Genomic DNA, 23724 nt, shown 5'->3' on the forward strand with positions numbered 1-23724 from the left:
AGTGAGGCGCGGGGGCCGACACGAGGCAATCAGCATGGGCGGGACGAAGCGCAGCTACCGGATCGCGGTGATCCCGGGCGACGGCATCGGCAAGGAGGTCGTGCCGGAGGGGGTGCGGGTGCTGGAGCGGGCCGCCGCCCGCCACGGCTTCGAGATTGTGCAGGACTGGTTCGATTTCGCCTCCTGCGACTACTACGACGCCCACGGGCGGATGATGCCCGAGGATTGGAAGGATCGCGTCGGCGGCCATGACGCGATCTTCTTCGGCGCCGTCGGCCTGCCCGACCGCGTGCCGGACCACATCTCGCTCTGGGGCTCGCTGATCCAGTTCCGGCGCGAGTTCGACCAGTACGTCAACCTGCGCCCGGTGCGCCTGATGCCCGGCGTCGCGAGCCCGCTCGCCGGCCGCAAGCCCGGCGACATCGACTTCTGGGTAGTCCGCGAGAACACCGAGGGCGAGTACTCGAATGCGGGCGGGCGGATGTTCCCCGGCACCGATCGCGAGTTCGCCGTGCAGGAATCGATCTTCACCCGCCACGGCGTCGATCGCGTCCTGAAGTTCGCCTTCGAGCTGGCGCAGAGCCGGCCGAAGCGTCACCTGACCTCGGCCACCAAGTCGAACGGCATCTCGATCACGATGCCGTACTGGGACGAGCGGGTGCGGGCGGTGGCCCAGGGCTACCCCGATGTCCGGTGGGACCAGTACCACATCGACATCCTGACCGCGCATTTCGTGCTGAACCCGGACCGGTTCGACGTGGTGGTGGCCTCGAACCTGTTCGGCGACATCCTCTCCGATCTCGGGCCGGCCTGCACCGGCACCATCGGCATCGCGCCGTCGGGCAACATCAACCCGGACCGGCTCTACCCGTCCGTGTTCGAGCCGGTGCACGGCTCGGCCCCCGACATCGCCGGCCAGGGGATCGCCAACCCGATCGGCCAGATCTGGTCGGGGGCGATGATGCTGGAGCATCTCGGCGAGCGCGAGGCCGCGGCCGAGATCGTCGCCGCCATCGAGCGGGTGCTCTCCGAGCAGGCTCTGCGCACCCGCGACCTCGGCGGCAGCGCCGACACGCAGACCTGCGGTCGCGCCGTCGAGCAGGCGCTGGGCTGACGGGCCGGCCTCGATGAGACCCGTCGTCGTCACCGTGGCGATCACCGGCTCGGTCGCGCGCAGGGCCGACAACCCGACCGTGCCGATCACGCCCGCCGAGCAGATCGAGTCGACCCACGCCGCCTACGAGGCCGGTGCGGCGCTCGCCCATATCCACGTGCGCGCGGACGACGAGAGCCCGTCCCTCGATCCCGAGCGGTTCGGGCGGGTGCAGGAAGGCATCCGCCGGCACTGCCCGGACATGATCGTGCAATTCTCCACGAGCGGGGCGGGCTCCGACCCGGAGGAGCGGGGGGCCTGCCTGATCCACCGGCCGGACATGGCCTCGCTCACGACGGGCTCGGTCAATTTCGGCGACGGCGTCTACGAGAATCCGGCGGCCTCGTTCACGGCGCTCGGTCGGCGGATGCGGGCGGAGGGCGTCTCCCCGGAGATCGAGGTGTTTGACCTCACCCATCTCCACAATGCCCGCCGCCTCGTGGACGAGGGCGTGATCGGCGCCGCGCCCCATGTCCAGTTCGTCATGGGCATCCGCAATGCCCTGCCGCCCGACCCACACCTGCTCGACCTCCTGCTGGCGGAGACCCGGCGCCTGCTGCCGGGCGCGACCTGGGGCGCCTTCGGCATCGGCCGCTTCCAGAGCCCGGTGATGGGCTGGGCGCTGGCCCGGGGCGCGCAGGGCGTGCGCACGGGCCTGGAGGACAACGTGCGTCGCTCGAAGGAGCGGCTCGCCGACGGCAATGCGGACCTCGTCCGTCTGGCCGCCGAGATCTGCGCCGAGCACGGCGCCCGTCCGGCGACGCCGGCCGAGGCGCGGGCGATCCTGCGCCTCGATTGATCCTGAGCATCGTCCCGAAAGGCGGCCGCCGGCTTTCGGGACGATGCTCCCTCGCCGATCAGGCGAGGGCGGGTCTCGCCTTGCGCCCCAGCGCCTCCTCGACGGTGCCGTCGCCGTCGAGATAGCCGTGGCGCTTCGGGTTCGGCATCAGCAGCGAGGCGACGAACGAGACCGCGAGCAGCACCGCGACGTACCAGAAGAAGCTGCTCTCCGCGCCCGCCTGCTTCAGCCAGAGCGCGACCGCCTCCGCCGTCCCGCCGAACAGCGAGTTGGCCACCGCGTAGGACAGGCCGACGCCGAGGGCGCGCACCTGGGTCGGGAACAGCTCCGCTTTCACGATGCCGCTGATGCCGGTGTAGAAGCTGATGACGATCAGCCCGATCATGATCAGGCCGAAGGAGAGGACCGGGCTGGTGGTGGCGCCGATCGCCGACATCAGCGGCACGATCATCACCATGCCGAGCCCGCTGAACAGCAGCATGCTCGTCTTCCGGCCGATCCGGTCCGAGAGCCAGCCGAAGAAGGGCTGGATCACCATGTAGACGAACAGGGCCGCCGTGGTGATCTGCGAGGCGGACACCTTGTCCATATGCGCGGTGTTGAAGAGGTATTTCGGCATGTAGGTCGTCAGCGTGTAGAACGACAGCGACCCGCCGGCCGTATAGGCGAACACCACGGCGAAGGCGCGCCAGTGCTTGAACAGCCCGGCGAAGGTTCCCGACTCCTTCGAATCCTTGTTCTCCGCGCTCATCGTCTCCGACAGCGAGCGGCGCAGGAACAGGGCGATCACCGCGGCCAGCGCACCGATGACGAAGGGGATGCGCCAGCCCCAGGCGGTGAGCTGCTCGGCCGTGAGCAGGCTTTGCAGCACAACGAGGACCAGCGAGGCGAGGAGCTGGCCGCCGATCAGCGTGACGTACTGGAACGACGCGTAGAAGCCGCGCTGCCCCTTGGCGGCGACCTCGCTCATGTAGGTCGCGCTGGTGCCGTACTCGCCGCCCACCGAGAGGCCCTGCACCATCCGCGCGAGGACGAGCAGCACCGGTGCGAGAGGCCCGACCGTGGCGTAGGTCGGCAGCAGGGCGATGGCGAGGGAGCCGCCGCACATCATCAGCACCGAGATCATCAGCGAGGTCTTGCGCCCGAGCCGGTCGGCGATGCGCCCGAACAGCCAGCCGCCGATCGGCCGCATGAAGAAGCCCACCGCGAAGACGGCCGCCGACTTGAGAAGCTGGCCGGTGCTGTCGCCCTCGGGGAAGAAGACCGGGGCGAAGTAGAGGGCGAAGAAGGCGTAGCAGTAGAAGTCGTACCACTCGACGAGATTGCCCGACGAGGAACCGACGATCGCCATGATGCGGCGGCGCCGGTCGGCCGCGTCGTCCTGCGCTTCCGCCGTCGCGGTGATGTCCGACATGCTGTTCCCCTGCTGATCCGGCCCTCGGGCGGACGTGAGCCAGATAAAGCTAAGCGCCGGGCCGAGACGGACCAGCCGCTGGGACAGCACAGGCGCAGGCGGATGTCAGCGAAGGAGGCGCCCGGCCGTATCGATCGACCCGACGCGAAACGCGCTCGAGATTCGGGTTCCGCAGGCTGCGCCCATCCGCCCGGAGCCATCGACCCGAACGCTTGCGGCCCGGCATCGCCCGGAGAGGGATAGTAAAGCTCGTAAGCTCGCTACGGATTTACAAACACATAGAGCCCGCCCGTCAGCACGTCGGCGGCGATATACGAGCCTCTCCATTTATTGCCAGGCTTGTCCCGAAGAACAAGCGGCAATGCATCTTCGGGGAACGATTTTCGCGCGGTCGCCGTTGCGAGCCGGGTTTCGGCGCCGCGTCGGTCGCCGGCAGCAGACAGGAACGGACCATGACGAAGTTCTTTCGCAGCACGGCAACCGCCGCGATCCTCGTGCTCGGCGCGGCGACCGCCCTCGCTCAGGGCGGCGGGGCCGGCGGTGGTGCCGGCGGTGGCGCGGGCGGAGGCGCCGGGGGCGGCGCCGGCGGCGGTGCCGGGATGGGAGCCGGAGGTGCCGGCGGCGCGGGCGGTGCCGGTGGCGGCGCCGGCGGGAGCATGGGCGGCGCGGGCGGCGGAGCCGGCGGAGCCGCGAGCGGACCCCGCGGCGGAGCCGGCGAGGCGGGTGGTGCCGGCGGCGCCCGCGGCGGCGGCGAGATGGGGGGCGGTGCCCGCGGCGGCGAAGCCGGCGGTGCGGCGGGCGGCGCCGGACGGGGCGGCGCGGCGGGAGAGACCGGCCCCCGCGGCGGTCGGGACGGCGGCCCGGACCGCGCCGGAGAACCGGGTGAGCGCGGCGCCCGCGACGCCGGTCGCGACGGCGCGGGCGAGCGCGACGGCCGGAGCAGCCGTGACGCGGCCGGCGAGCGCGGCGGGCGCGACGGAGCCGGTGAGCGCGGGGGCCGCGACGGGGTCGGTGAGCGGAGCGGTCGCGGGGCGGCGACGGAGGCACGCGGTGCCTCCCGCAGCCTGAGCTCGACGCAGCGCACCGAGTTCCGTCAGTCGATCACCCGCTCCAATGTCCGGGCGGTCACGAACGTGAACTTCGCGGTTCGCGTCGGCACGGCGATCCCGCGCTCGGTTTCGCTGCATCCGCTGCCGCCGGCGATCCTCTCGCTGGTCCCGGCCTATCGCGGCCTGCAGTTCATCCTCGTCGGCGACGACATCGTCATCATCGATCCCGACACCTACGAGATCGTGGACGTCATTCCGGCCTGATCCGGATCCGCGAGGTCGCAACGAAGGGCGGCGGCGCTGCGGCACTGCCGCCCTTCGCATGTCTCGGTTCGTCTTGCGGAACAGGAGAGGAACGTCTAGGCTGTTCGCGCTTTGTTTTCAACGATTCTGCGGCGCCCCCGGCCCGCGGTCGACAGCAGGTGCCGCATGCTGACCCGCAAGCAACTCGAACTGCTCCAGTTCATCCAGCAGAGGATGCAGGAGAGCGGTGTGCCGCCGTCCTTCGACGAGATGAAGGACGCGCTCGATCTCAAATCCAAATCCGGCATCCATCGCCTGATCATGGCGCTGGAGGAGCGCGGCTTCCTGCGCCGCCTGCCGAACCGGGCACGGGCGATCGAGATCCTGCGCATGCCCGACATGCCGGCCGCCAAGCAGGGACCCGCGCCCGAGCCGCGCCGCTTCACCCCGAGCGTGGTCGAGGGCGGCCTCTCGGCCAAGCCGCCCGCGCCGAAGCCGCCGATGCTGCAGGCCCACGACGGCAACGGGCATTCGGTGATGGTTCCGGTGATGGGCCGGATCGCCGCCGGTACGCCGATCTCGGCGATCGAGAGCCAGAGCCACTCGATCTCCATGTCTCCCGACTTCCTGTCGGGCGGCGAGCATTACGCGCTCGAAGTGCGCGGCGATTCGATGATCGAGGCCGGCATCCTCGACGGTGACCTCGTGGTGATCCACAAGCAGGACACCGCCAACAACGGCGACATCATCGTGGCGCTGATCGACGACGAGGAGGCGACCCTCAAGCGCCTGCGCCGTCGCGGCTCCTCGATCGCGCTTGAGGCGGCCAACCCATCCTACGAGACCCGCGTCCTCGGTCCCGATCGGGTGCGCATCCAGGGCAAGCTCGTGAGCCTCGTGCGCCGTTACTGAGGCGTCTCGGGGAGCGGCGGGTCCGTCGGATCGACGTCGCGGGCTGATTCGGGCTCCGACCGGGCTGCCGGCGTCATCACCGCGCCGACGGCCCGGGGCTGCCAGGGCTTCGGTTCACCGGCGCCGCGCGTCGTGACCACCTCCGGCCCCGCCGGGCCGAGCCGGATCGCGGTGGCGCCGTGCACTGCCAGGAAGCTGCGGTCGGCGATCAGCGGCGCGGCACAGCCCGGCGGGGCGCGCAGGCGGCTGATCAGGATGTCGGCCCGGACGCAATCCTCAGGGAAAGCGCGCTTGTCGTTGACGAGGGCGACGGCACGCCCGTCGATGGCGGCCAGGGTGCAGCCGAGGCGGTCGCATCGCGGCCCGGCGGTAGCGGTGATCGCGTCGGGGCGGCGCCCGTCGCCGTCGGCCTTCAGCCATTGCTCCAGCACGAAGCCGGGCGGGCGCCCGAGGACGACGAGGCGCCCGTCCTTGCCGCGGATTGCGGCGCCGGCCCCGTCCCGGTCGATGTAGATGTCGTAGCGCGCCGGGCTCGCGGCCAGCGCGATGCCGAGCCCCGCCGGCAGCAGGGCGAGGAGACGCAGCCGCGACACCGGAAGGGTCGCGAGGAGCAGGGCGGCCGCGAGCAGCACCAGGGCGCCCGTGCCGAAGGCCGGCAGCACCACGTTGGCCTGCCCGAACCCGGCGATCCAGGCCGAGATGTCGAGCATCCCCCGCACCGCGAGCCCCATCAGCCACCAGACCGGACGATCGAGGGCGAAGGGATAGGCCAGCATCCCGAGCACCGCCGCGGGCATCACGGCGAGGGAGACGAGCGGCAGGGTCAGCGCGTTGCCGACGAGGCCGAAGGGCTGCACGGTCTGGAAGTGGTAGGTGGCGAAGGGCGCGGTGGCGACCTGCGCCACCAGCGTCGTGGCCAGCGTGCCGACCACCGCGGTCGCCGTCCACGACGCCGCCCGCGCGATCCGGGACGGGCTCTCGGTCCGGAAGACGCGCCCGTCGATGAGCGGCGCGCAGGCGATCAGCCCGGCCACCGCCCCGAACGACATCTGGAAGCTCGGGCCGAGCAGCGCCTCCGGCTCGCGGGCCAGCGCCAGGATCGCGGCGAGCGCCAGGTTGCGCATGCTGAGCGCCGGGCGATCGACCAGGATCGCGCCGAGCATCACCAGCGTCATGATCAGCGCCCGCTCGGCGGCGACGTCCCAGCCCGAGAAGGCGCAGTAGGCGGTCACCCCCAGCATCGCCGCGCCGGCCGCGATCTTCTTGATCGGCCAAGCCAGCGCCAGCACCGGCACCAGCGCGAGCCCCGCCCGCACCAGCCAGAACACGACGCCCGCCGCGAGCACCATGTGCAGCCCGGAGATCGAGACCACCTAGTTGCGAGTAGGCCGGCTTTCGTTTTACGAACAGGCGTGACGGAAAAGCCTGGGCGGTGAGATGTCGGACAGGGTCGGGAGCGAAGCGGAGCCGGGCCCGGCGACCGCCTATTCCTACATCCGGCTGAGCTCGAAGCGACAGTCGAACACCGGCGATAAGAAGGCCTATCGGGACGGCCTGAGGCGCCAACTTGCGCTTCGCGACGAGTACCTCGCCGCCAACCCGCACCTCACGCTCGACACCACGTTCTCCCTCCACGACATCGGCGTGTCGGCGTTCACGATGGCCAACATCGCCAAGGGGGGCGATGGCAAGCTCGCGTTGTTCCAGCAGGCGGTCGACGAGGGGCGCATCGCCAAGGGCAGCTACCTGCTCGTCGAAAGTCTCGACCGGATCTCGCGCGCGAGCGTACCCGTCGCACAGCACATGCTGCTTGGCCTGGTGAACGCCGGCATCATCGTCGTGTCGATCTCCGACAAGATGACTTATCGGCAGGCTCCAAACGATCTCACCTCCCAGGCCGCCTTCCTGGTCTCGGTGATGTCCCTCATGCGGGCGCATGAGGAATCGGTGATGAAGTCCAAGCGCCTCAAGGAGACTTGGGAGGAGAAGCGGAGGAACATCGGGTCAAGAAGGCTGACCGCCCGCGTCCCGGGCTGGCTGCACGAGGTCAATGGCGTCATTGAAGTGCACCCGAAGCGCGGCGCCGTTGTGAAGGAGATTATGGAGCTGCTCGCGGATGGATGGGGCCGCGACCGCATTGCCAGGCACCTGAACGCGAACGACGTCGAATGCTGGGGGCACGGCCGGTCCTGGCACGGGGGAACCGTCCAGAAGATCACCGACAACAGGGCGCTGCTAGGGGAATTCCAGCCGCACCGGCTCCAACAAGTCGAGCGACGAGGTATCATGGCCGCCAAGCGCGTGCCCGTCGGTGACCCGATCCGCGATTACCTCCCTCGGGTTATCGACGATGACCTATGGGTTCGGGCTCGCGGCGTGGCCAACAGGCGCCGTCTGGGCCGAGCCCCTAACGCGGGCGGCCGTCAGGGCACGCGTGTCACCAACCTGTTCGGGATGGTCGCCAAGTGCGCCGCCTGCATGAAGCCGATGAACTACCGCGACCGCGGACCGCGCTCGACGCCGGTCCTGCGGTGCTCGTCGGAGCGGGCTGGCACCTGCACCAACGCCTACCGCATCCCGTACTACGATACCGAAGCCGCCATTCTCCTCTGGCTTGTAAAGCTCGACCTGACGGCTGGCGCGCGCGGCGAACTCGCGCGGCATGAGGAGGCCTTACGGACCAAGGTCACCGAGCGCGACGTGCTGCAGGCGCGGGGCGAAGCCATCGTGCGGGAGTATGGGGCGGGGGGACGCTTCGCGAAGGTCCCCCTCGCCGAGATCGATGCCGCCATGACGGCTTGCGAGGCAGCCATCGCGGACCTGACCAGCAAGATCAACGCGTTACGCCTCGATGGCGGTCGCGACGAGCGTTCCGCAGCCATCGAACGTCTGCAGGAACTCCAGAGAAGGGGGGTGCCAGACGGGGAAGTCTTCGCGGCAAGGATGCGGATCCGCCAGATCATCCGGGACACGTTCGAGACAATGTGGTGCTACCCGGACGGCAACATTGAGATCTTCACCATCGACGGCGGCTATCATGCCTTCCGCGACGGGTATTGGTGGAACGAGGGCGACCGGACCTGGGTGCCGTCAGTTGGAGCCATGACCGGGATCCCCTATCGCGGGACCAAGGCGGAGATGGCTCGTCGGGCGGAATGGCTGGAGCAGGCCTATCGGGCCGCCCCTAGGATCAAGCCGCGAAACGGGAAGGACCCCTGAGGCGTCCGAGGCAGAGTATCCCGGGCTGACGCAGGTGCATCGCGGATCGTCGCAGGTCGCGGGCCGGCACCGTCGCCTGCCCGGCTACACGACCCTGTCCGCCTCACCCTGCATGTCGTCCTCCGGCTTCCGCCTGCGATAGCGCCCGCGTTCGGCCCTGGCGAAGAGCCGTTTGTGATGGATGCGCTGGTTGATCTTCTTCCTCAGCGTCGTGTGGTTCCATTCCTCCTGGTGACCCCTGCATTCCTCCACGAGATCTGCCCCGAGACGCTGCTCGATCTCCTGGACGCTGAGGGCGCCTTCCTCCGGCAAGAGCTTCCAGATCTCCTGCACGACGCGTTCCCAGTAAACATCGGCGCGGACGGCCTGTAGGTGCCTCCTCGCTTCCTCCAGTTCGGCCTCAAGCGCCGCTACGTGACCCGCCAGAAGCCGGGTTTCCGCCTCATGGCCCTCCAGCAGGGCAAGCGCTTCGTTCCGCATCTCGCGTTCGCCGTCGACCTCCTGTTGCATCCGCTCCCTGTCGCGAACGTAGACCGCGGACGCTTCAGCCTGGGCCGCCTTCCAGAGCGCCACCCCGGCTGCGGCCATCTGGGCCGCGACCGCTTCGGGCATGCCGGCGAGTTCAATCTTCGGGCTGTACGCTCGCTCCCGCTTCCAGTCGTTCAGGAGGGGGCCGACGTCGTTTGGCGAGCCGGCGGCGCCCCGGTTCTCCCTGAGCCACGCTCTGACTGTACGGAGAGAAACACGCTCCCTCGCGCCGGCGCGAAGCTCGTCCGCCGCCTCGAAGACATCCCGCTTGGTCACCATCTGTATAGCCCTCCAAGCAGAATGGTGGGTCAGATACGGTTAATAGAATGTGCCGTCGTCTGTAGAGCATATCGGGTTGCGATATGCGCTACCCATCACGGGTTCCGTACTTCTACAGGCGCGCGACCGTGCCTGACCGCGGCTCGAAGTCAGCCCCAAGCTCGGAGTGGGGGAAACCGCGCGATGGGGTGGACGCGAGGACGCGGAGGCTGAGGAGTACCTCGGGGACTAGGGGCCGGAGTTCCCCCACGGCGCGGTCGACCGGCGGATTGCGTATCAGAAGTTTTTTGCCAGTTACGAAAGCGACCGGTACGGCAGGCGCCGGCCCGAGGACGATGCAGCCTGAACACAGCGAACCGACCCTCCGGGGCGAACGGATGGAGTATGTGTGCGATCTGCCGTGGACGAGGCCAAGGTGCTACCATAGGGCGTCGAAGAGCCGTTCCCTCCCCAAGGCGTTCAACAAAGTCGGAGATCGCCCTACAAATCTACGCAGAATATAGTGATTAATATCCTCACGCGCTGATGCAATGCCAAGTAACACGATGACATTATGACAACTAAAATAAAAAACTAGGACTCTCAATACAAACACTTCCCGTATAATTTTCAAATTTGAGAATGTATAGCAGACGCCAAGTCATCGGCGCCGAAACCTCTCAACGGAGCACGAAAAACTGTTCCGTGTTGCATGATTGTTACTACGTAGATAGATTACTTATAATATAGTTTGATTCGCGATTTCTAAAGTAAGGGAAATCAAATGGTATCCGCGCGCATTGCGTATAGGAAATTCGTGCGCATGTTCTTGTTGGCATGCGCAGGATCACTGACTTCTGGATGCGCTATAATACCGTTTACAGAAAATGCGGCCGGAGTAAATAGCCAGCAAATTTCAGAAAAAATCAAATGCGAAACTAGAACCGCTCTTAAGCGCATTGTTCTTGACGTAATTCGCGACCCAAGATCAGACGGCGCGAAAAGCAATGCATCTGCAGCGAATGATATCGAAAAAGATGACTCGATACTCAAGAACAAAAACTATTTCCGAAGGTTGAGTAGAGATACCAGGGCTGCGCTGGAAAAATATGACGGCGCAGCCATCGGATTTGATTTCACCTTTACGATGACTGAAAACAATTCCCTTCAGGGCAATTTGAATCTCCTATCGACACTAGGGCGCGGAACGGATGGTTTGAATTTCGGAGCAAGTAATACTAGAGAGCGCAAGAACATCGAAAATTTTAGAATTACGAAAATACTTTCCGATTTTTTTCAGCCAAACTTGCGGTGCGACAACTATCATGGTGCAAGCAATTACATTTACCCCATATCAGGAGAAATCGGAATTTATGAAATATTAAAGAGATTTTTTGACTTGAACGAAGGCGGGGATCTTGGGATTTCATCTACTGACAAAACATCTTTGTATGCTGTAACAGTGACTTTTACAACTTCCTTTACTGGGTCCGTCAACCCAAAAATAACAATCATTCCAATTGGAAAAGCCTATGGAATACCGGATGCCGGCATAACTGCTGCAGCAACACGGAGCGACATACATACCGTGATCATAGCTTTGTCGCTTCCTCCGGACCGCACAGTCAATTTCGTTGGTCCTGGCGGTGTGCCATTAGGTCCGCTGCAAGGAAGGAGCTTGGCAAGGGCGAACGTAGATGCGCAGTTAACATATCAAATTGATAAAAATCGGCCTCTTTTATTCTTTCGTCCTGGTGTGTTCGACGGCGGCCTGTTTCAATAAGACTGTCAATTAAGCAGATATCCATAACTTGCAAATTTACCCTATAAATTAAGCCGAGATTCTCCCATACCATTCCTATCGGGTCCAGTTCCTCGCGTCTGGGTGTAGCTGGAGTTACGTAGAGGGACCCGCAACGCGCTATTTCAAAAGCCGCGTGTCGCGTCGTCGACTCTTGAGCGCGGCGAACTCCTGCAGGTGGCAGGCACAGGTTGGGTTGTCCGCCCCATCTGCCTGACGGCGAGATAAGCGGTATTTCAAGCCTCCTGTTAGACTGACGGCTCTGGTCGCTCCGAGCTACCCAAGACCGTGCATCATCGCTTACGAAGTCTTGCTCGCCAAGGACGTGTAGGCGATCATTGCTTTTTTTTATGAGGAGATCCTTCAACATGAAACGCGCGGCCCCGCCCCCCTTCAATTGATTCTGGAGTGCCGCGCCGCGTGCCGAGCCTCCTTTGTGCGAGGCTCGTATGTCATCCCGAACCCTTTTCGTTTCGGACACCCACTGGGGCCACAGGGCGACCCTTGGAAGTCGCCTCGGCCTGAACCGGCCCTTCGCCACTATTGAGGAACACGACGAGGCACTGATCGCCCGCTGGAACGCGGCCGTTGGCCTTGATGACATCGCCTGGCACCTCGGCGACTTCTGCCACCGGTGCTCGGAGGACCGTGCCCGCGCCATCTTCGCGCGCCTGAACGGTCGCCAGCGCTTCCTCGTCCAGGGCAACCACGACCGCATCGGTGCGCGCCTGCCCTGGGACGGCATCTACGACGTAGCACGCGTGCTCGTCCCGCTCCCGGATGGCACAGTGCAGGGAGTCTGGTGCTCGCATTGGGCGTACCGTGTCTGGCCTCGGCAGAACCGCGGCGACATCCACCTCTACGGCCACTCCCACGGACGGCTGTCGGGCACAGCGGCGAGCACCGATGTTGGTGTGGACTGCTTCGACTTCCGTCCGGTCACCCTGGATGAGATCCGAGTGCGCCTCGCTGAGAACGCCAGGGCCGCAGGAGGCACGCCATGACCGTGCCGGCCCAACGCCTCTGGATCTTCAGCGACCTACATCAGGAATGGCCGGAGAATGCCTGGGACCCTACCGCGCACGCGCCGGCGGGCGGCTTCGACGTAGCCGTCGTGGCCGGCGACGTCCACATGCCCCTGACGCGGTCACTGGACTGGCTGGCCGAGCGCCTTCCCGGGATGCCGGTCATCTATGTCCCAGGAAACCACGACTTCTGGTGGGACCGCGGCGAGGAGCGCTATACAATCTACGACCAGCTCGAACGAGGCCGGGAGCGGGCCGCCACGCTCGGCATCCATCTGCTGCTCGACGACGCCGTGGTGATCGGCGGCACGCGCTTCCTGGGCGGCACGCTCTGGACCGACTTCCGGCTGGGAAGCCTCGGCCTCACGCACGCCTTCCGGTCCGCCCAGGGGCACTTCGGCATGGTGGACTACCGGCGCATCAGGACGGGCCCACGGTCTCGGAACAGGATCGAGCCCGGCGAGGTGCTGGCCATGCACCGGACGACGCGCGCCTTTATCGAGGCGGAGCTTGCCCGGCCGCACGACGGCTCGTCTGTGGTCGTGACCCATCATGCCCCGCATCCAGACAGTCTGCCGGACCCGCACGCCGATCTTACGTGGTGCTACGCGTCGGACCTGACAGACCTGGTCGTGGACCGGGGACCGGACCTATGGATGCATGGTCACGTGCATCACGCGGTCGACTATGGGGTCGGGCGGACGCGGGTAATCTGCAACGCAAGAGGTCACACGGACGAGGCAACGGGATTTCTGTCCGGCCTCGTGGTCGAATGCGCTTGATCCTCAGGCGGCCGGCCGAAGGCCGACGATCTGGCTCACCCTATCGCGCAGGAGTTCGCTCCTGCGGAGCACCTCGGCGCCGCCTGGTACGTCCTGGACAGCTGCCCCGGTCGTGATCCCGAGTTGGACGTTGTACCGGTTCCACTGCTGCCCGCTCGGGTGGAGCACGCCACCCAGGAGCCGGTCACTGTTGATAAGGCCACGCGCGGCGAGGTCTTCCAGCACGAGCAGAGCGTTGATGCCGAACGGCACAATCCAGGCATTCCGCACCCGGGCCAGCTCCGGGACAAGGTTCTCCTCGACCATACGCCGCATGAGAGGACGCGACATGATCCGCCGGTCGCCGGCAAAGTTCGAGCCGTCCTTGAGGACCGGATAGCGCAGCACCGAGGTCGAATGGACGCGCGAGGCGGCAGAGGTGAAGAGGTCGGCGGTGCTGCGCAAGCCGAAGACCTGGTGAAGACCAAGATGATCCATGAGGCGGGCACCCAGGTCCCGCATACCGGCGAAGGATGCAGTGGACTTGGCGGCCGCGGCAGCCTCCTCGACCGACGCTCCTCTCACCGCCGCCGAACGAAGCGCCAGGAGGGCATCCTTTGCTTGGCGCCTCCCCGGGGTGACGCCGACGATGACAACATCGGCCTCGTCATTGATCCAGTCGAAGGGGGCATAGAAGGCGCTGAAGCGGCCCTCGTAACCGAGGCCGAGGATGTCGTCCCGGAAGGGGGAATGTCCGGGCGCGTCGATGCCGCGTGCGATCTCATCCGCGGATCGGGACAGCAGGGCGGGAAGGGCGCGCTCGATATGGGCGCGAGCGGAATCGTTGAGGCTCATCTGGGAACTCCTTTGTCGCTAGCGGGTCGAATGCAGTTGGGGGTCAGATCCGAGCAGCGGCCTCTGCAGCCATCCTGTCGAGGGCGGTTCGGGTGGTTCGCTCCCAGCGAACCCCGCGTGCCTGTGTTCGGAGCCCACGCGGTGTCGGGCGCCGCCAGATCGGCTCAGCTGACCTCTGCAGCGCCGTCAGCGCTTCCTCGAAACTCGGCCAAGTCGTCTCCTTACCGGTCGGCCCGGTCGTGTAGCCGTCCTCACCACCGACGCCGGGATGGAAGGTCGAGCCATCGGCGGCGACGGGGACGAACAGCATCTCCTCGTCCAATTCAAAGCGGTCGGCCGTGGCGAGGTCCTCGAACGTGTTCTGGTCGCGCCAGGTGGAGGGGCGGAACTGCTTGCGCTGCTTGAGCCAGTCCAGAGCCTGCGCCGCAGGCACCCCGCCATCCTTCGGTTCGAAGACACGCTCGCCACCGGCCATCATGTTGCGGATGCGCCTTTCGCTGACGCCCCCGAACTCGGCGAGCGCCCAGGGTTCGATGAGGTCGCCGGTGTCGAGGGCGAAGCGACCGCGCGCCAGCCGCAGGGTGCGACCCGCGTCAGCCGGATCGATCTCCCAAGCCGCGAACGGCACCTTGTCCATGAAGGCGCCGGCCAGCGCGATCTCGCCCTTGAGATAGGCTTCCCGGTCCTGCGCAGCGGATGCGCCAGTCAGCGCGATGCCATAGTAGGCGTAGGCGTTCAGGTTGTGGAACGTCGCCCCGAGCTTCCATGAGAATGCGTCACCGAACGCATCGTCCTTCAGGACCTCGGCCCAATCCTCAGGAGCTTCGACGCGGTAACCGAGCTGCCTTACGAGCGCGGCCATGCCGACGTTGGCATTTTCCGGCCCGACGATATCGGTCAGTAACTGGCCAGCGCCGACAACGATGTCGATGAGCGTCGAACCCTCGAAATCGTACCCGTTGCCGTACTGGCTGTGAAATTGCTCACGGAGCATTTCAGCGTCTGTCGGTGCATCATCAGTGGCCATCGCTATCTCCGTGATGTCGGGCAGTACCGCCGTCACGGATAGGTGTCTCATAAGCTGGACGGCACCTCAACGAGGTTTTCGTGATGATGGGCCATCACGTCATCCTACGGGGTCTGCCTTTCTGCCACAGTTATGCGGATTTGGACTGAACGAGGGTATGGTTTGTTCGCATATGCCGCTTGGAGTCCACCGTGTCCGACCTCCCGCTCTCCGTCCGCTACGTGAAGAACGGCGCGGGCGGCCGCTGGTGGCCCGATGCCAAGGGCCGGTCGCGTTTGCACGCCGGTTGGAGCCAAATTCCAGATGACGCGCTGGAAGAGATCAATATCGCGGTCATCTCAGCCACCCTCCGCGAGCAATACGGCTCGAAGCCCGGTGCCACGCAGGACCTCAACGCGCTTCGGACACTTCTAGAAGGCCCCAGTCAACATCTGTGGATCACGTTCGAAGACGGCTTCATGTGGTGGGCCACCGTACGCGACGGCATAACTGTCAGCCCGCTCAACGACAGGGCTCAGCATGGCCATTTCTGGCTCGATCTCGAACGTCCCTGGGACAACCGTTCGCTGGCTGGCCGCTACCTCGCGATGTCAGAATTGCCCGGCACCGTCACTACGACGGCCGGATTCCAGGGTACGGTCTGCGAGCCGAAGGGTTGGCGCGAGATCCTTCGCTTGATCCGCGACGAGGAGGATGCCGACACAGTCGCCGCGATGTCCGCACGACTCAATTACCAGGCAGCGGTCGGCAAGCTCGTCGCGCGGCTCCGGCCGAAAGATTTTGAGCTACTCATCGACTTGATCCTCTCTCGGTCAGGCTGGACACGGATCGCGAAGATCGGCGGGGCTACGGAGGGCATCGACGTCGAGGTTGAGAACCCAGCAATCGACGAGGTCGCCTTCGTGCAGGTGAAGGGCGAGGCCGGGCAGGCCATCCTCGACGACTACGTCGCCAGGTTCCGGGCACGCCGCGAACGGTACCATCGCATGATCTTCGCAGCGCATACGCCCAAGGGAGCGCTCAAGGCACCAGATGGGGAGCCGGTCCAGGTCTGGGATGGCACGAAGGTCGCGGAACTTGTCGTCCGCCTCGGCCTCGGCGATTGGCTGGCAAAGCGAGTTTGAGCGGAGCCTCGGATTCGGCTTTCTATTTTCGATAGACCAGCACGTCACCAGAAACGGATTTTTTTTGGCTTCCGCCTAACGAACACGCTCAAGAGGGGCATTTTCGATCCGAAGAGCATAGAACTACTCAGCCCCGATCCCCAGGCTGGTTCCGAGCGTTACTTTGAACTTCGCCACCGCCTCCTTCACTGCATTCTCATCTACCAACTCTGCCACATCAAAGCTTTGCCTAACAATCTTGAAGGGCGGCGTCGCATGCTCCACCGGAATACCATCCTCCTCCGGCCATTCACCCTGATGCCACACCCCATTGAGCCAGTTCCGCTCGCACGATGCCGTGCAAAGCCAACCATGCAGGTAGATCGTCGACGACGTTGACGCGGCATCTGCAAAGTCCGCGGCATCGGGCTCATCGCCGGTTTCTGGATCAACGAACCCGTCATCCGTCTTGACCACGACCTCAAGCATCCACTGACCTGCAGTGGGGCGGTGGCGGTCGGCGTCCGGGGGCAGATAAAGGAAGCTCGCCTGATGAAGAGGCAGCAGGTCCCACGCCCACTTTACGGTCGGATCTTTCGAACGACCGCAAGGCCTATCGCGGGGATACGTCTCCCACACGTAGAACTCGTGCTCTTCGAACTCGCCCGCGATCAAGGCTACTATATCGAGGATACGCCGCTGGTATGACCATACGAGGCGGTAGGCACGACGAACGTCGGCGAGTGCGGACTTCATCTCTTCAGAGGCCGGCATCGGATCTCCTAAACTGCATCACGCTGGGCTTCGCCGAGATCGTCCGCCAGGGAGCAATTTTATCGGGCCAGCCAGAAAGCGTTTTCGGGCGAGGCTCCTCAACGTTACTGGTCAGACGTTCGTGCATAGGGCGGAGGACTTCCGCCGATCTTGCGAAGGAACCGACTCGATTTTCAACTGAAGCAGCGAGGTCGCTAAGTGGCCTGACGCGCCGGTAGCCATGTAGTGCAAGTGCCCGACGCAGATCCTCGACGACTCTTCTTTCAGCCCCCTCAGGAATCTCCACCTTGTGGAGGGCATGCATCAGGTCAGACCAGTCGGCAGCCGCCGCCATTATAGGTGTGCTAGCTCCGACCGATGCCGGCGTTGCAAAGGCAGAGACCATCTCCTGCGGCTTGCCTTTGAACACGCCAAGCCCTCCAAGAGCGAGGAAGAAGCATTCGTCAGGTTCATCGTCCCCCGCGAACTCCATCTCGTGAGCGATCCATTCCCGGCGCCACTGACCTGCCTCCTGCCAGCGGCCGAGCTTGCACTCGATGACGAGAGTGACCCTGACTGGTGGATCTCCCACAGAGAACCGCAAGATCACGTCCGGCTCGACATCCTGTTCGAGCGTTGGATTGGCCTTAGACCACCGTGGCCAGAACTCGATCTCGTCCAGTTCCACCACCTTGCGATCAGGGAGAACGTCGGGACGGAAAGTGGCCCGAAGGACGGCCCAAAGCGTCGAGCCGCCGAGATAAGCCAGACGCTCGAAAACGGTCGCGGTCAGAAGATCCTCGGAGACCTTGTAGACCCGTCTCAACGAGTCTCCGGCCTTCAGTCCTTCCGGAACCGTGCGGCCCTTCCCGTCGAGAATCGCCCTCAGCATCCGCCTGACTCATGCGAGGCGCCTAGATGGTGTTCGACCGGCATCGACTACCTTCCCCGCTACGCATCGACCATGGCAGGCACGTCGCCCGACCGAGCCATCTCCAGAGCTTTCAACGGGCGTCGTTCCAGATCGAAGGTGTCGACGAACCGCATCGTGGCGTCCGGCCGCGACCCGATTAGGGCCGTTACGTCCGCCGCGGAGCTGCGCCAGAGCGGATGGAGAACGATCATCTTAAGCGCCGACCTGCCGGTAGTCTGTACGATGGAAGCCAAGCCCATCGGCCCAACCAACTTCACCTCTAGGCTGCCTGGACGCATAGCAGCCACCGATGACGCGAGCTCCCTGCTGCGCTCCAGCCAGCCGCTCAGCTCGGGGTACGCGTCAAAGCGGTTGTCGAGTCCACAGACATAGTCCGGATCGACCATTGCCCTTAGGTAGGACAGGGCCAGCCGCCAGTCCAGTAGGTTGTGGACGCGTCGATTGCCGTACTGCTGGATGCAGCGGTAGCAGGCGGTTTTGCAGTTGGAGTGGTGGTCCTCCGCCCGCAGCTGCGCCAGCGCCGAGCCCCGATCCGCTTCTGATACGATCCGCTCGATCAGGCGGACGATCTCGGGCCTCGCGCCTTCACCGAGCCTACGGCAGAGGCCGGACCCGTTGATCAGGGTATCGGCTATCTGAAGCATGGGACGGCCCTCTCGCCGCCGCGGTTCGAGCGCTTCGAACTCGTCGGGGGCGACGTCGAGAAGGAGTGCGGCCCGCTGCACGAGCAAATGGGTCGCGCTGATCGCGGCGGCCCGAACCGCGGTCGCGGATTGCGCCGGGCCTCCCTGCTTCGCAACCAGATCCAGACGGAGGCGCGGGTCGAACTGCGTGAGCTCGATGTAGAGAGCGTCCGTCTCCTTCCGCGAGGCGAGGCCGAAAGGCCCCTCCTGCCCCAAAGAGTTTTTCCAGCGCGAAGGCTCGTTCGCCTTGGATATGGTCGGATCGACCGCCTGCAGCTCAAGCGGGGTCGCCTTCGCGAACCGGAACTCGCGCTGAACCCACGTGTCCGTCAGATGATCGACGCCGAAGCGCTGGGGCGTGCCGTCATCGCCCTCCGGCCCGTCGTTGAGGTGTATGACGGTCACCCCAGCGCCACTCCAAACCTTTATTGGGCCGCACTGGGTCTTCTCGCCCTCGTGCAGCACCGTCGCCACGGTTCTGGTCGACATGGTGCCGACCTCGTCGACTTCAGTACCTTCGGGACGGAAGTCCGTCCGGAACGCGGTGGGCGTCACGTAACGGATGAAGTTTTCGGGCGGGACCTGCTCGTTGCAGTCGTCGCATTCTATGCCCTCGTCCGGGTTGAGATGGCGGTAGGACGCCGACCCGCAGGACGGGCACTTCGCGACGTAAGCCTCCTCCGTAAACCAGTTGCCGAGCGGCGTGCCCACGTCGATCAGGTTGCCTTGCTTCTCCGGTTCCGGGAGCGTTCCCGTGAAGCCGATGACCCGATGCTTCATCTTGTCCTTGGTTAGGACGGCGCCTGGCGCGTACTCGAAGACCGCGAGTTCGACGTCACGGTCCATCGTCGACCATTCGAAGTCCCTGTCTTGCAGCGGGCCGCGCCCCGTCTCTGGCGCCAGGCCGGTGTAGAGCAGCCTCACACGTGTCGGCATGCCGTACATCGGGAGCTTCCCACGCTCGGCCAGGAACTGGGCAAGGCCCGCTCGGCCCTGCGGCCGCTGAGCGGCGAGTTCCATGATCTCGGCAACCACGGCATCCGCCTGGGCGTCGTGAAGCAGCCGTTCCCGCTGACGGTCCCCGATGATCGATGCCTCGACGAAGCGGACCATCTCCGGCCGGGTATGGTTCAAAGCGCTCCGAAGCCTCTCCGGCCAGGCGGAACCATCGGCGTAGAACTCGTCGGTTGGGACGAACTCGCCATGGACGTCGGGCGGTGTGAGCCGGTCGCCCGGATAATCCTCGCCCGCGGCCTGACAGTTCGACCTAAGGTGGGCGAACGCTGCGCGCAGCCAAACCTTGCGCAGCAGCCTCTGCGGGATCGGCAGGTGATCCACCGCAAGGAACGGCGGTGGCGGCGGATCGCCGGTGATCGCGCGCGGGTTCCGGAAGTAATACTCGTCGTGACTCCGTCCCCTGCAGAAGGTCGTGACGAACGAGAATGCCTGGCCGCGCCGGCCCGCACGGCCGACCCGCTGCTGGTAGTTGAACCTCTGCGGCGGCATGTTCGCCTGCAGGACCGTCTGCAGCGAGCCGATGTCGATTCCGACCTCCATGGTGGTCGTGACCGACAGGAGGTCGATGTTCGCGGCCAGACGCTGCAGGGGGGTCGGCGGCTTGCCTGAGGTGCCGACGAGGATGTCTTTGAAGCGGCGCAGCCGGTCGCCGAAGTCGTCCGTCTGGCCCGTGAGCTCCTCGCACTTCAGGCCGAAGCGGGCCACCTCGTCACCGCGTCCGCGGACGATGCGCTTGCCTAGGAAGTTGCTCTCCCAGAGCCTCTCCACGTTGCCGGAGTGCTCCTCCGGCAGCGCCTTCCGGCAACGGGTGCAGTACCCGACCCCGCGGTGAAGGTGGATGCGCTCGCAGGATACACAACGCCAGAATGGGTCACCCATCTTTGAGACACGGATGTACAGCTTGCCCACGTTGACCACGCAGTTGTTGTGGCCAATCGTATCCATCTTCTGAATGACTTCGTTGAAGCGGGCAGGCGCTTGATCTTGCCCGAAAACGTCCTCGGCGAACCGCTTCACCTTCTTCCTGTTCACCGTCGAGTAATCGGTCCACTGCTTGATGTTCTGTGGATTGAAATATTTGTTCTCTTGGACGCGATAGACCCCGGCGAACACACGCAGCCAAGCGTCGAGCTCGTCGGTTTCCCGGCTGGCATCGTGCCTCACAGAAGGATAGCCGAGACCTGTCTCCTCCATGGCGAAGAAGGTGTTCGAGAAGATCACGTCCTCGACGAGCTCGGACTGAGCCTCCAAGATGGCCGTGCCGACCTTTGCGCGCTCGACGGCGCTCAGGCTCGGAGCGTACCGAACCTTGCCATTGTCCAACTCGAAGGCGTCGTACCAGGGCCGGTCGCCGACGCCCTTCCGGCCGAGCTCGTCGAAGGGATGGATGCCGAGGCGCACGTACTCTGATGCCACGTACGAAATCGGGCTCTCGGAACCTCCATCGTCGTCCTTGAACTGGAGGAGCCGGTCGATCTTCACCTTGCCCGTGGAAACGTCGACTACGCTTTTATCGGCCTTAGCCCATTCGGCCATGAGACCCATGAGCTTGTTCATGCCGTCGACGCCTTGCTTCATCAGCTCGTTGGAGATTCTTAATTTCTCTGCTTCGGGGACCTGCTTCGCCTCGGCTTCTTTCATCAGTTTGATGGCCGCTGTGACGAAGATCTCGCGGCGCAGGTCCCTGAGGTGCAGCCTCTCAATTTCTAAGCTCTGGTTGGCGGCATCCTGCCTGCTGTCGGAGAAAATGATGCTCTTCGGCTGGGAGCCGATGGCATGGAGTAACTCGAACATTTCGGTGGCGACGAGCTGCGACGCCTTCGTGAATCCAGTCCGGAACGCACGGATCGGAGACTGCCTCATCGTCGAGGGCCTTGCCGCATAGTCGGTCCCGCACCGCGGGCAACAGAACGGCTGCGCGGACCTCTTCGAAGGGTCCTTCTTGGGATCGGGATGCTGGAAGTAGATGCGACCGTGCAGGATCCCTGGCCGATCATTCTCCCCCTTGGTGGATACGACCCCGGTGCGGGTGTCGAGGGTCGCGCGGTCCCAACGGTCCCAGTTGTTCTCGGCGTTGAAGGGCTCGACCTCGGACGGCCAGAAGACCGCGAACTGATCGAACGACATCCTGTCGTAGAGCTCAGGGGCGCCGCGGTCCGGAGCACTCTCTAGGTCCGCCGCCGACGGAAGCAGCTCGAACTCCTCGGCGGTGTCCGCTGGCTCGCCCCGCTGGCCGCCGAGGAACAGGTCGCCGCACGCCTCGCAATAGAGCATCTCGAAGAGGCGGGCGCCCTTCTCCGAGCCGTTCCGCGCCTTGCCGTGGGAGACGCCTCGGACGATGGTCAAGTCGGAGAACTTGACCTTCTGCCCGCCGCCGGCGGCAGGAGCGCCGAACAGGCCTTCCACGTTCCGAATGAAGGTGTGGACCCGGAACGACGGCGTGCCCTTCGGCGCCTGGGCTTTCCATAGGGCGCTGTCCGGAATGGCGCGGGCGAGGAGCAGCCCGCGCACGGCATCGGGGGCCGGGCTTCCGAACACCGCTTCGCCGATCTCGGAAGTGGGCGTGGCACGGGAGGTGCCGGCGGACACGCAGGCAGCGGCGAGGGCTGAGGCGGCTTTTCCGGCCACCTTGCCGGCAAGCGCGTCCGCATTGGATTCGTGCACGCCCAGCGCTGCCCCGACGTTACGGAGCGCGTCGATCTCCGCATCCGCCTTCGGAAAGTCGGCGATGAGTTGCCCAGTCCCGCCGGCGGCGACCAGCAAGTCCTCGAAGGGCTTCCGGGGCAGCTTGGCATCGAGCGGCGGCGGCGTTTCCGGGTCGCCGGGCACCACGCAGCCCTTCCAGAAATCCGTATCGAGCGAGCCTCCGTCCGTCTTGCTTGAGAAAGTCCCGAACGGCGCGAACAGGTCGCGCAGGTACCTCCGGCTCTGCTCCCCCCGCTCATCCTCCATCGGGAGCGACGCACTCGATGCCAGAATGCGCAGCTTGTGGCGGTGTTCCGGGCTGTCGAGGCCGAGGCGCGTCAGCAGGCTCTTGACCAGGAACGACACCTCCGTTCCGGCCGAGCCGCGGACCAGGTGGAGTTCGTCGAAGACGAGGTAGAAGTAGGCCTCCGGGTCGTTGGCGATCCATGTGCGGGTCTGGTCAAAGATCGGGTCCTCGACTTCGCGGGCAAGCATCGCGCCAAGCATCGATGCGTTGGTCACCATGATGTCGGGCGGCGCATGCTGCATGTCCCAACGTGACACCATCTCGCCGCCGTCGAGCGCCGGGAAGATGAAGGACGTCTTCTCAGGCTTCGGCTTGCCCGCCTTCCGTGCCTCCTCGGCGGCATGGCTGTCGTGGTCGATGGCGGCCCTTTGGTCCTCGTCGAACCGCTTCATCGCCTGCCGCAGCCGTCCCAGCCGCCGGCTGCGCCGCTGCTTCTCGAACTCCTCGGCATGGAGCCGCGGATGACGAAGGTGTCCGGTCACCGGCGTCTCGCCGGTGTAGTGGCCGAAGAAGATGCGGTTGCCGTCGAACCGCTCCTCCATGATCTCCCGCGCCTCGTCGGAATCCAGCGCCTTGCGAAGCCTCACCATCTGGTCCGCGACGAGTGCGTTCATCGGGTAGAGGATGAGAGCCCGGACCGCCGCCGGCCGGTTCTCGCCGGTGCGCTGACGCTTCGTGGCATCGAAGCGCCTATCCGGGCGCCACCAGTGGTTTTCGAGGTAGCCGGCGGACGGGCGCGGCCACTGGATAGCTTCGTTGGACAGGCTGGCGAGGATCGGAAGCATGAAGCTTTCCGTTTTCCCAGAGCCCGTCCCGGAGGTGACGATGCTCGGGAGGCCCGGCCGGATGCCGCGCTCTAACATCTTCACTTGGTGCGTGTAGGGCGCGTACTCGGATTTCCTCTTGACCGGGCCGGCGCTTGGCTGGCCGGAAAACAAACCGCTCAATGCAAGTTCGACGAAGGCGGTCTGTCCCTTCTCGTCGAGCGGGTCGAGGATGTCCGTGCCGATCAGGTCTTCTAGCTTCGTCTTGCTTTCACGGTAGCGCAGAACCGGCTCGACGAGAGGTTCGGTGGAAAGGACGTCGGTTTCCTCAAGCAGGCGCCGCCGCTCGTCTGCCGTATCCTTGTCCGCGATGCGGAAGGCCGTCTCGATGTACGAGACGAAGAAGTCGCGCATGCGGGTGAACCCGCCGATTG

At 65.1% G+C, this 23724-nt stretch carries 16 protein-coding genes and 1 pseudogene; 9 read left to right on the plus strand and 8 right to left on the minus strand.

The annotated features are described in order from the left end of the window. Positions 1-34: 34 nt before the first annotated feature. Positions 35-1114 (plus strand): tartrate dehydrogenase, encoded by a 1080-nt coding sequence (locus tag ABS772_RS16405; protein ID WP_350395881.1) that lies wholly within the window; start codon positions 35-37, stop codon positions 1112-1114. 13 nt (positions 1115-1127) lie between these two features. Beyond that, a complete protein-coding gene (locus ABS772_RS16410; RefSeq protein WP_350395882.1) occupies positions 1128-1952 on the plus strand; it encodes a BKACE family enzyme in 825 nt (274 codons plus the stop codon). Positions 1953-2010: 58 nt separating this feature from the next. Here ABS772_RS16410 and ABS772_RS16415 read toward each other — a convergent pair whose 3' ends face one another. After that, positions 2011-3366, minus strand: coding sequence for an MFS family transporter (locus ABS772_RS16415; protein ID WP_350395883.1), 1356 nt, complete (start codon positions 3364-3366; stop codon positions 2011-2013). 452 nt (positions 3367-3818) lie between these two features. On the opposite strand from ABS772_RS16415, the gene ABS772_RS16420 reads away from it, so the two are divergent. After that, the gene (locus ABS772_RS16420; RefSeq protein WP_350395884.1) at positions 3819-4679 is read left to right on the plus strand and encodes a DUF1236 domain-containing protein; all 861 of its coding nucleotides are present in this window, start codon (positions 3819-3821) and stop codon (positions 4677-4679) included. Between the two features lie 165 nt (positions 4680-4844). Continuing rightward, entirely contained in the window at positions 4845-5570 is a 726-nt protein-coding gene (lexA, locus tag ABS772_RS16425; RefSeq protein ID WP_238256229.1) for a transcriptional repressor LexA, read from the plus strand. Here lexA and ABS772_RS16430 read toward each other — a convergent pair. Continuing rightward, positions 5564-6943 (minus strand): annotated as a pseudogene (locus ABS772_RS16430) (ComEC/Rec2 family competence protein); the annotation flags it as partial. The gene lexA and the pseudogene ABS772_RS16430 overlap by 7 nt on opposite strands. Positions 6944-7007: 64 nt before the next feature. Here ABS772_RS16430 and ABS772_RS16435 point away from each other — a divergent pair. After that, positions 7008-8789, plus strand: coding sequence for a recombinase family protein (locus ABS772_RS16435; protein WP_350395885.1), 1782 nt, complete (start codon positions 7008-7010; stop codon positions 8787-8789). A gap of 84 nt (positions 8790-8873) precedes the next feature. Here ABS772_RS16435 and ABS772_RS16440 read toward each other — a convergent pair whose 3' ends face one another. After that, on the minus strand, positions 8874-9596 hold the full coding sequence (locus ABS772_RS16440) for a DNA-binding protein (protein WP_350395886.1): 723 nt from the start codon (positions 9594-9596) through the stop codon (positions 8874-8876). Between the two features lie 796 nt (positions 9597-10392). On the opposite strand from ABS772_RS16440, the gene ABS772_RS16445 reads away from it, so the two are divergent. From ABS772_RS16445 to ABS772_RS16455, 3 genes are all read left to right on the plus strand, one after another. Next, a complete protein-coding gene (locus ABS772_RS16445; protein ID WP_350395887.1) occupies positions 10393-11358 on the plus strand; it encodes a hypothetical protein in 966 nt (321 codons plus the stop codon). A gap of 467 nt (positions 11359-11825) precedes the next feature. Next, positions 11826-12380, plus strand: a complete 555-nt coding sequence (locus ABS772_RS16450; RefSeq protein WP_350395888.1) for a metallophosphoesterase — start codon at positions 11826-11828, stop codon at positions 12378-12380. Continuing rightward, positions 12377-13183, plus strand: a complete 807-nt coding sequence (locus ABS772_RS16455) for a metallophosphoesterase (protein WP_350395889.1) — start codon at positions 12377-12379, stop codon at positions 13181-13183. The genes ABS772_RS16450 and ABS772_RS16455 overlap by 4 nt, the downstream gene beginning before the upstream one ends. A 3-nt stretch (positions 13184-13186) precedes the next feature. On the opposite strand, the gene ABS772_RS16460 is transcribed toward ABS772_RS16455, so the two are convergent. Both ABS772_RS16460 and ABS772_RS16465 read right to left on the minus strand, forming a co-directional pair. After that, positions 13187-14017 (minus strand): hypothetical protein, encoded by an 831-nt coding sequence (locus ABS772_RS16460; RefSeq protein WP_350395890.1) that lies wholly within the window; start codon positions 14015-14017, stop codon positions 13187-13189. Positions 14018-14060: 43 nt separating this feature from the next. Then, positions 14061-15080 (minus strand): hypothetical protein, encoded by a 1020-nt coding sequence (locus ABS772_RS16465; RefSeq protein ID WP_350395891.1) that lies wholly within the window; start codon positions 15078-15080, stop codon positions 14061-14063. Between the two features lie 155 nt (positions 15081-15235). On the opposite strand from ABS772_RS16465, the gene ABS772_RS16470 reads away from it, so the two are divergent. Continuing rightward, positions 15236-16168, plus strand: coding sequence for a restriction endonuclease (locus ABS772_RS16470; RefSeq protein WP_350395892.1), 933 nt, complete (start codon positions 15236-15238; stop codon positions 16166-16168). Positions 16169-16291: 123 nt separating this feature from the next. Here the strand turns inward: ABS772_RS16470 and ABS772_RS16475 are convergent, their stop codons facing one another. From ABS772_RS16475 to ABS772_RS16485, 3 genes are read right to left on the minus strand one after another with little or no spacing between them, the layout of a single operon-like run. Beyond that, positions 16292-16921: a hypothetical protein gene (locus tag ABS772_RS16475; protein ID WP_350395893.1), complete on the minus strand. Its 630-nt coding sequence runs from the start codon at positions 16919-16921 to the stop codon at positions 16292-16294. Further along, positions 16908-17792: a hypothetical protein gene (locus ABS772_RS16480; protein ID WP_350395894.1), complete on the minus strand. Its 885-nt coding sequence runs from the start codon at positions 17790-17792 to the stop codon at positions 16908-16910. The genes ABS772_RS16475 and ABS772_RS16480 overlap by 14 nt, the downstream gene beginning before the upstream one ends. A gap of 59 nt (positions 17793-17851) precedes the next feature. Further along, positions 17852-23704 (minus strand): DEAD/DEAH box helicase, encoded by a 5853-nt coding sequence (locus ABS772_RS16485; protein ID WP_350395895.1) that lies wholly within the window; start codon positions 23702-23704, stop codon positions 17852-17854. Positions 23705-23724: the final 20 nt, after the last annotated feature.

The sequence above is a fragment of the Methylorubrum podarium genome, assembly GCF_040270385.1.
Classification (GTDB): Bacteria; Pseudomonadota; Alphaproteobacteria; order Rhizobiales; family Beijerinckiaceae; genus Methylobacterium; species Methylobacterium podarium.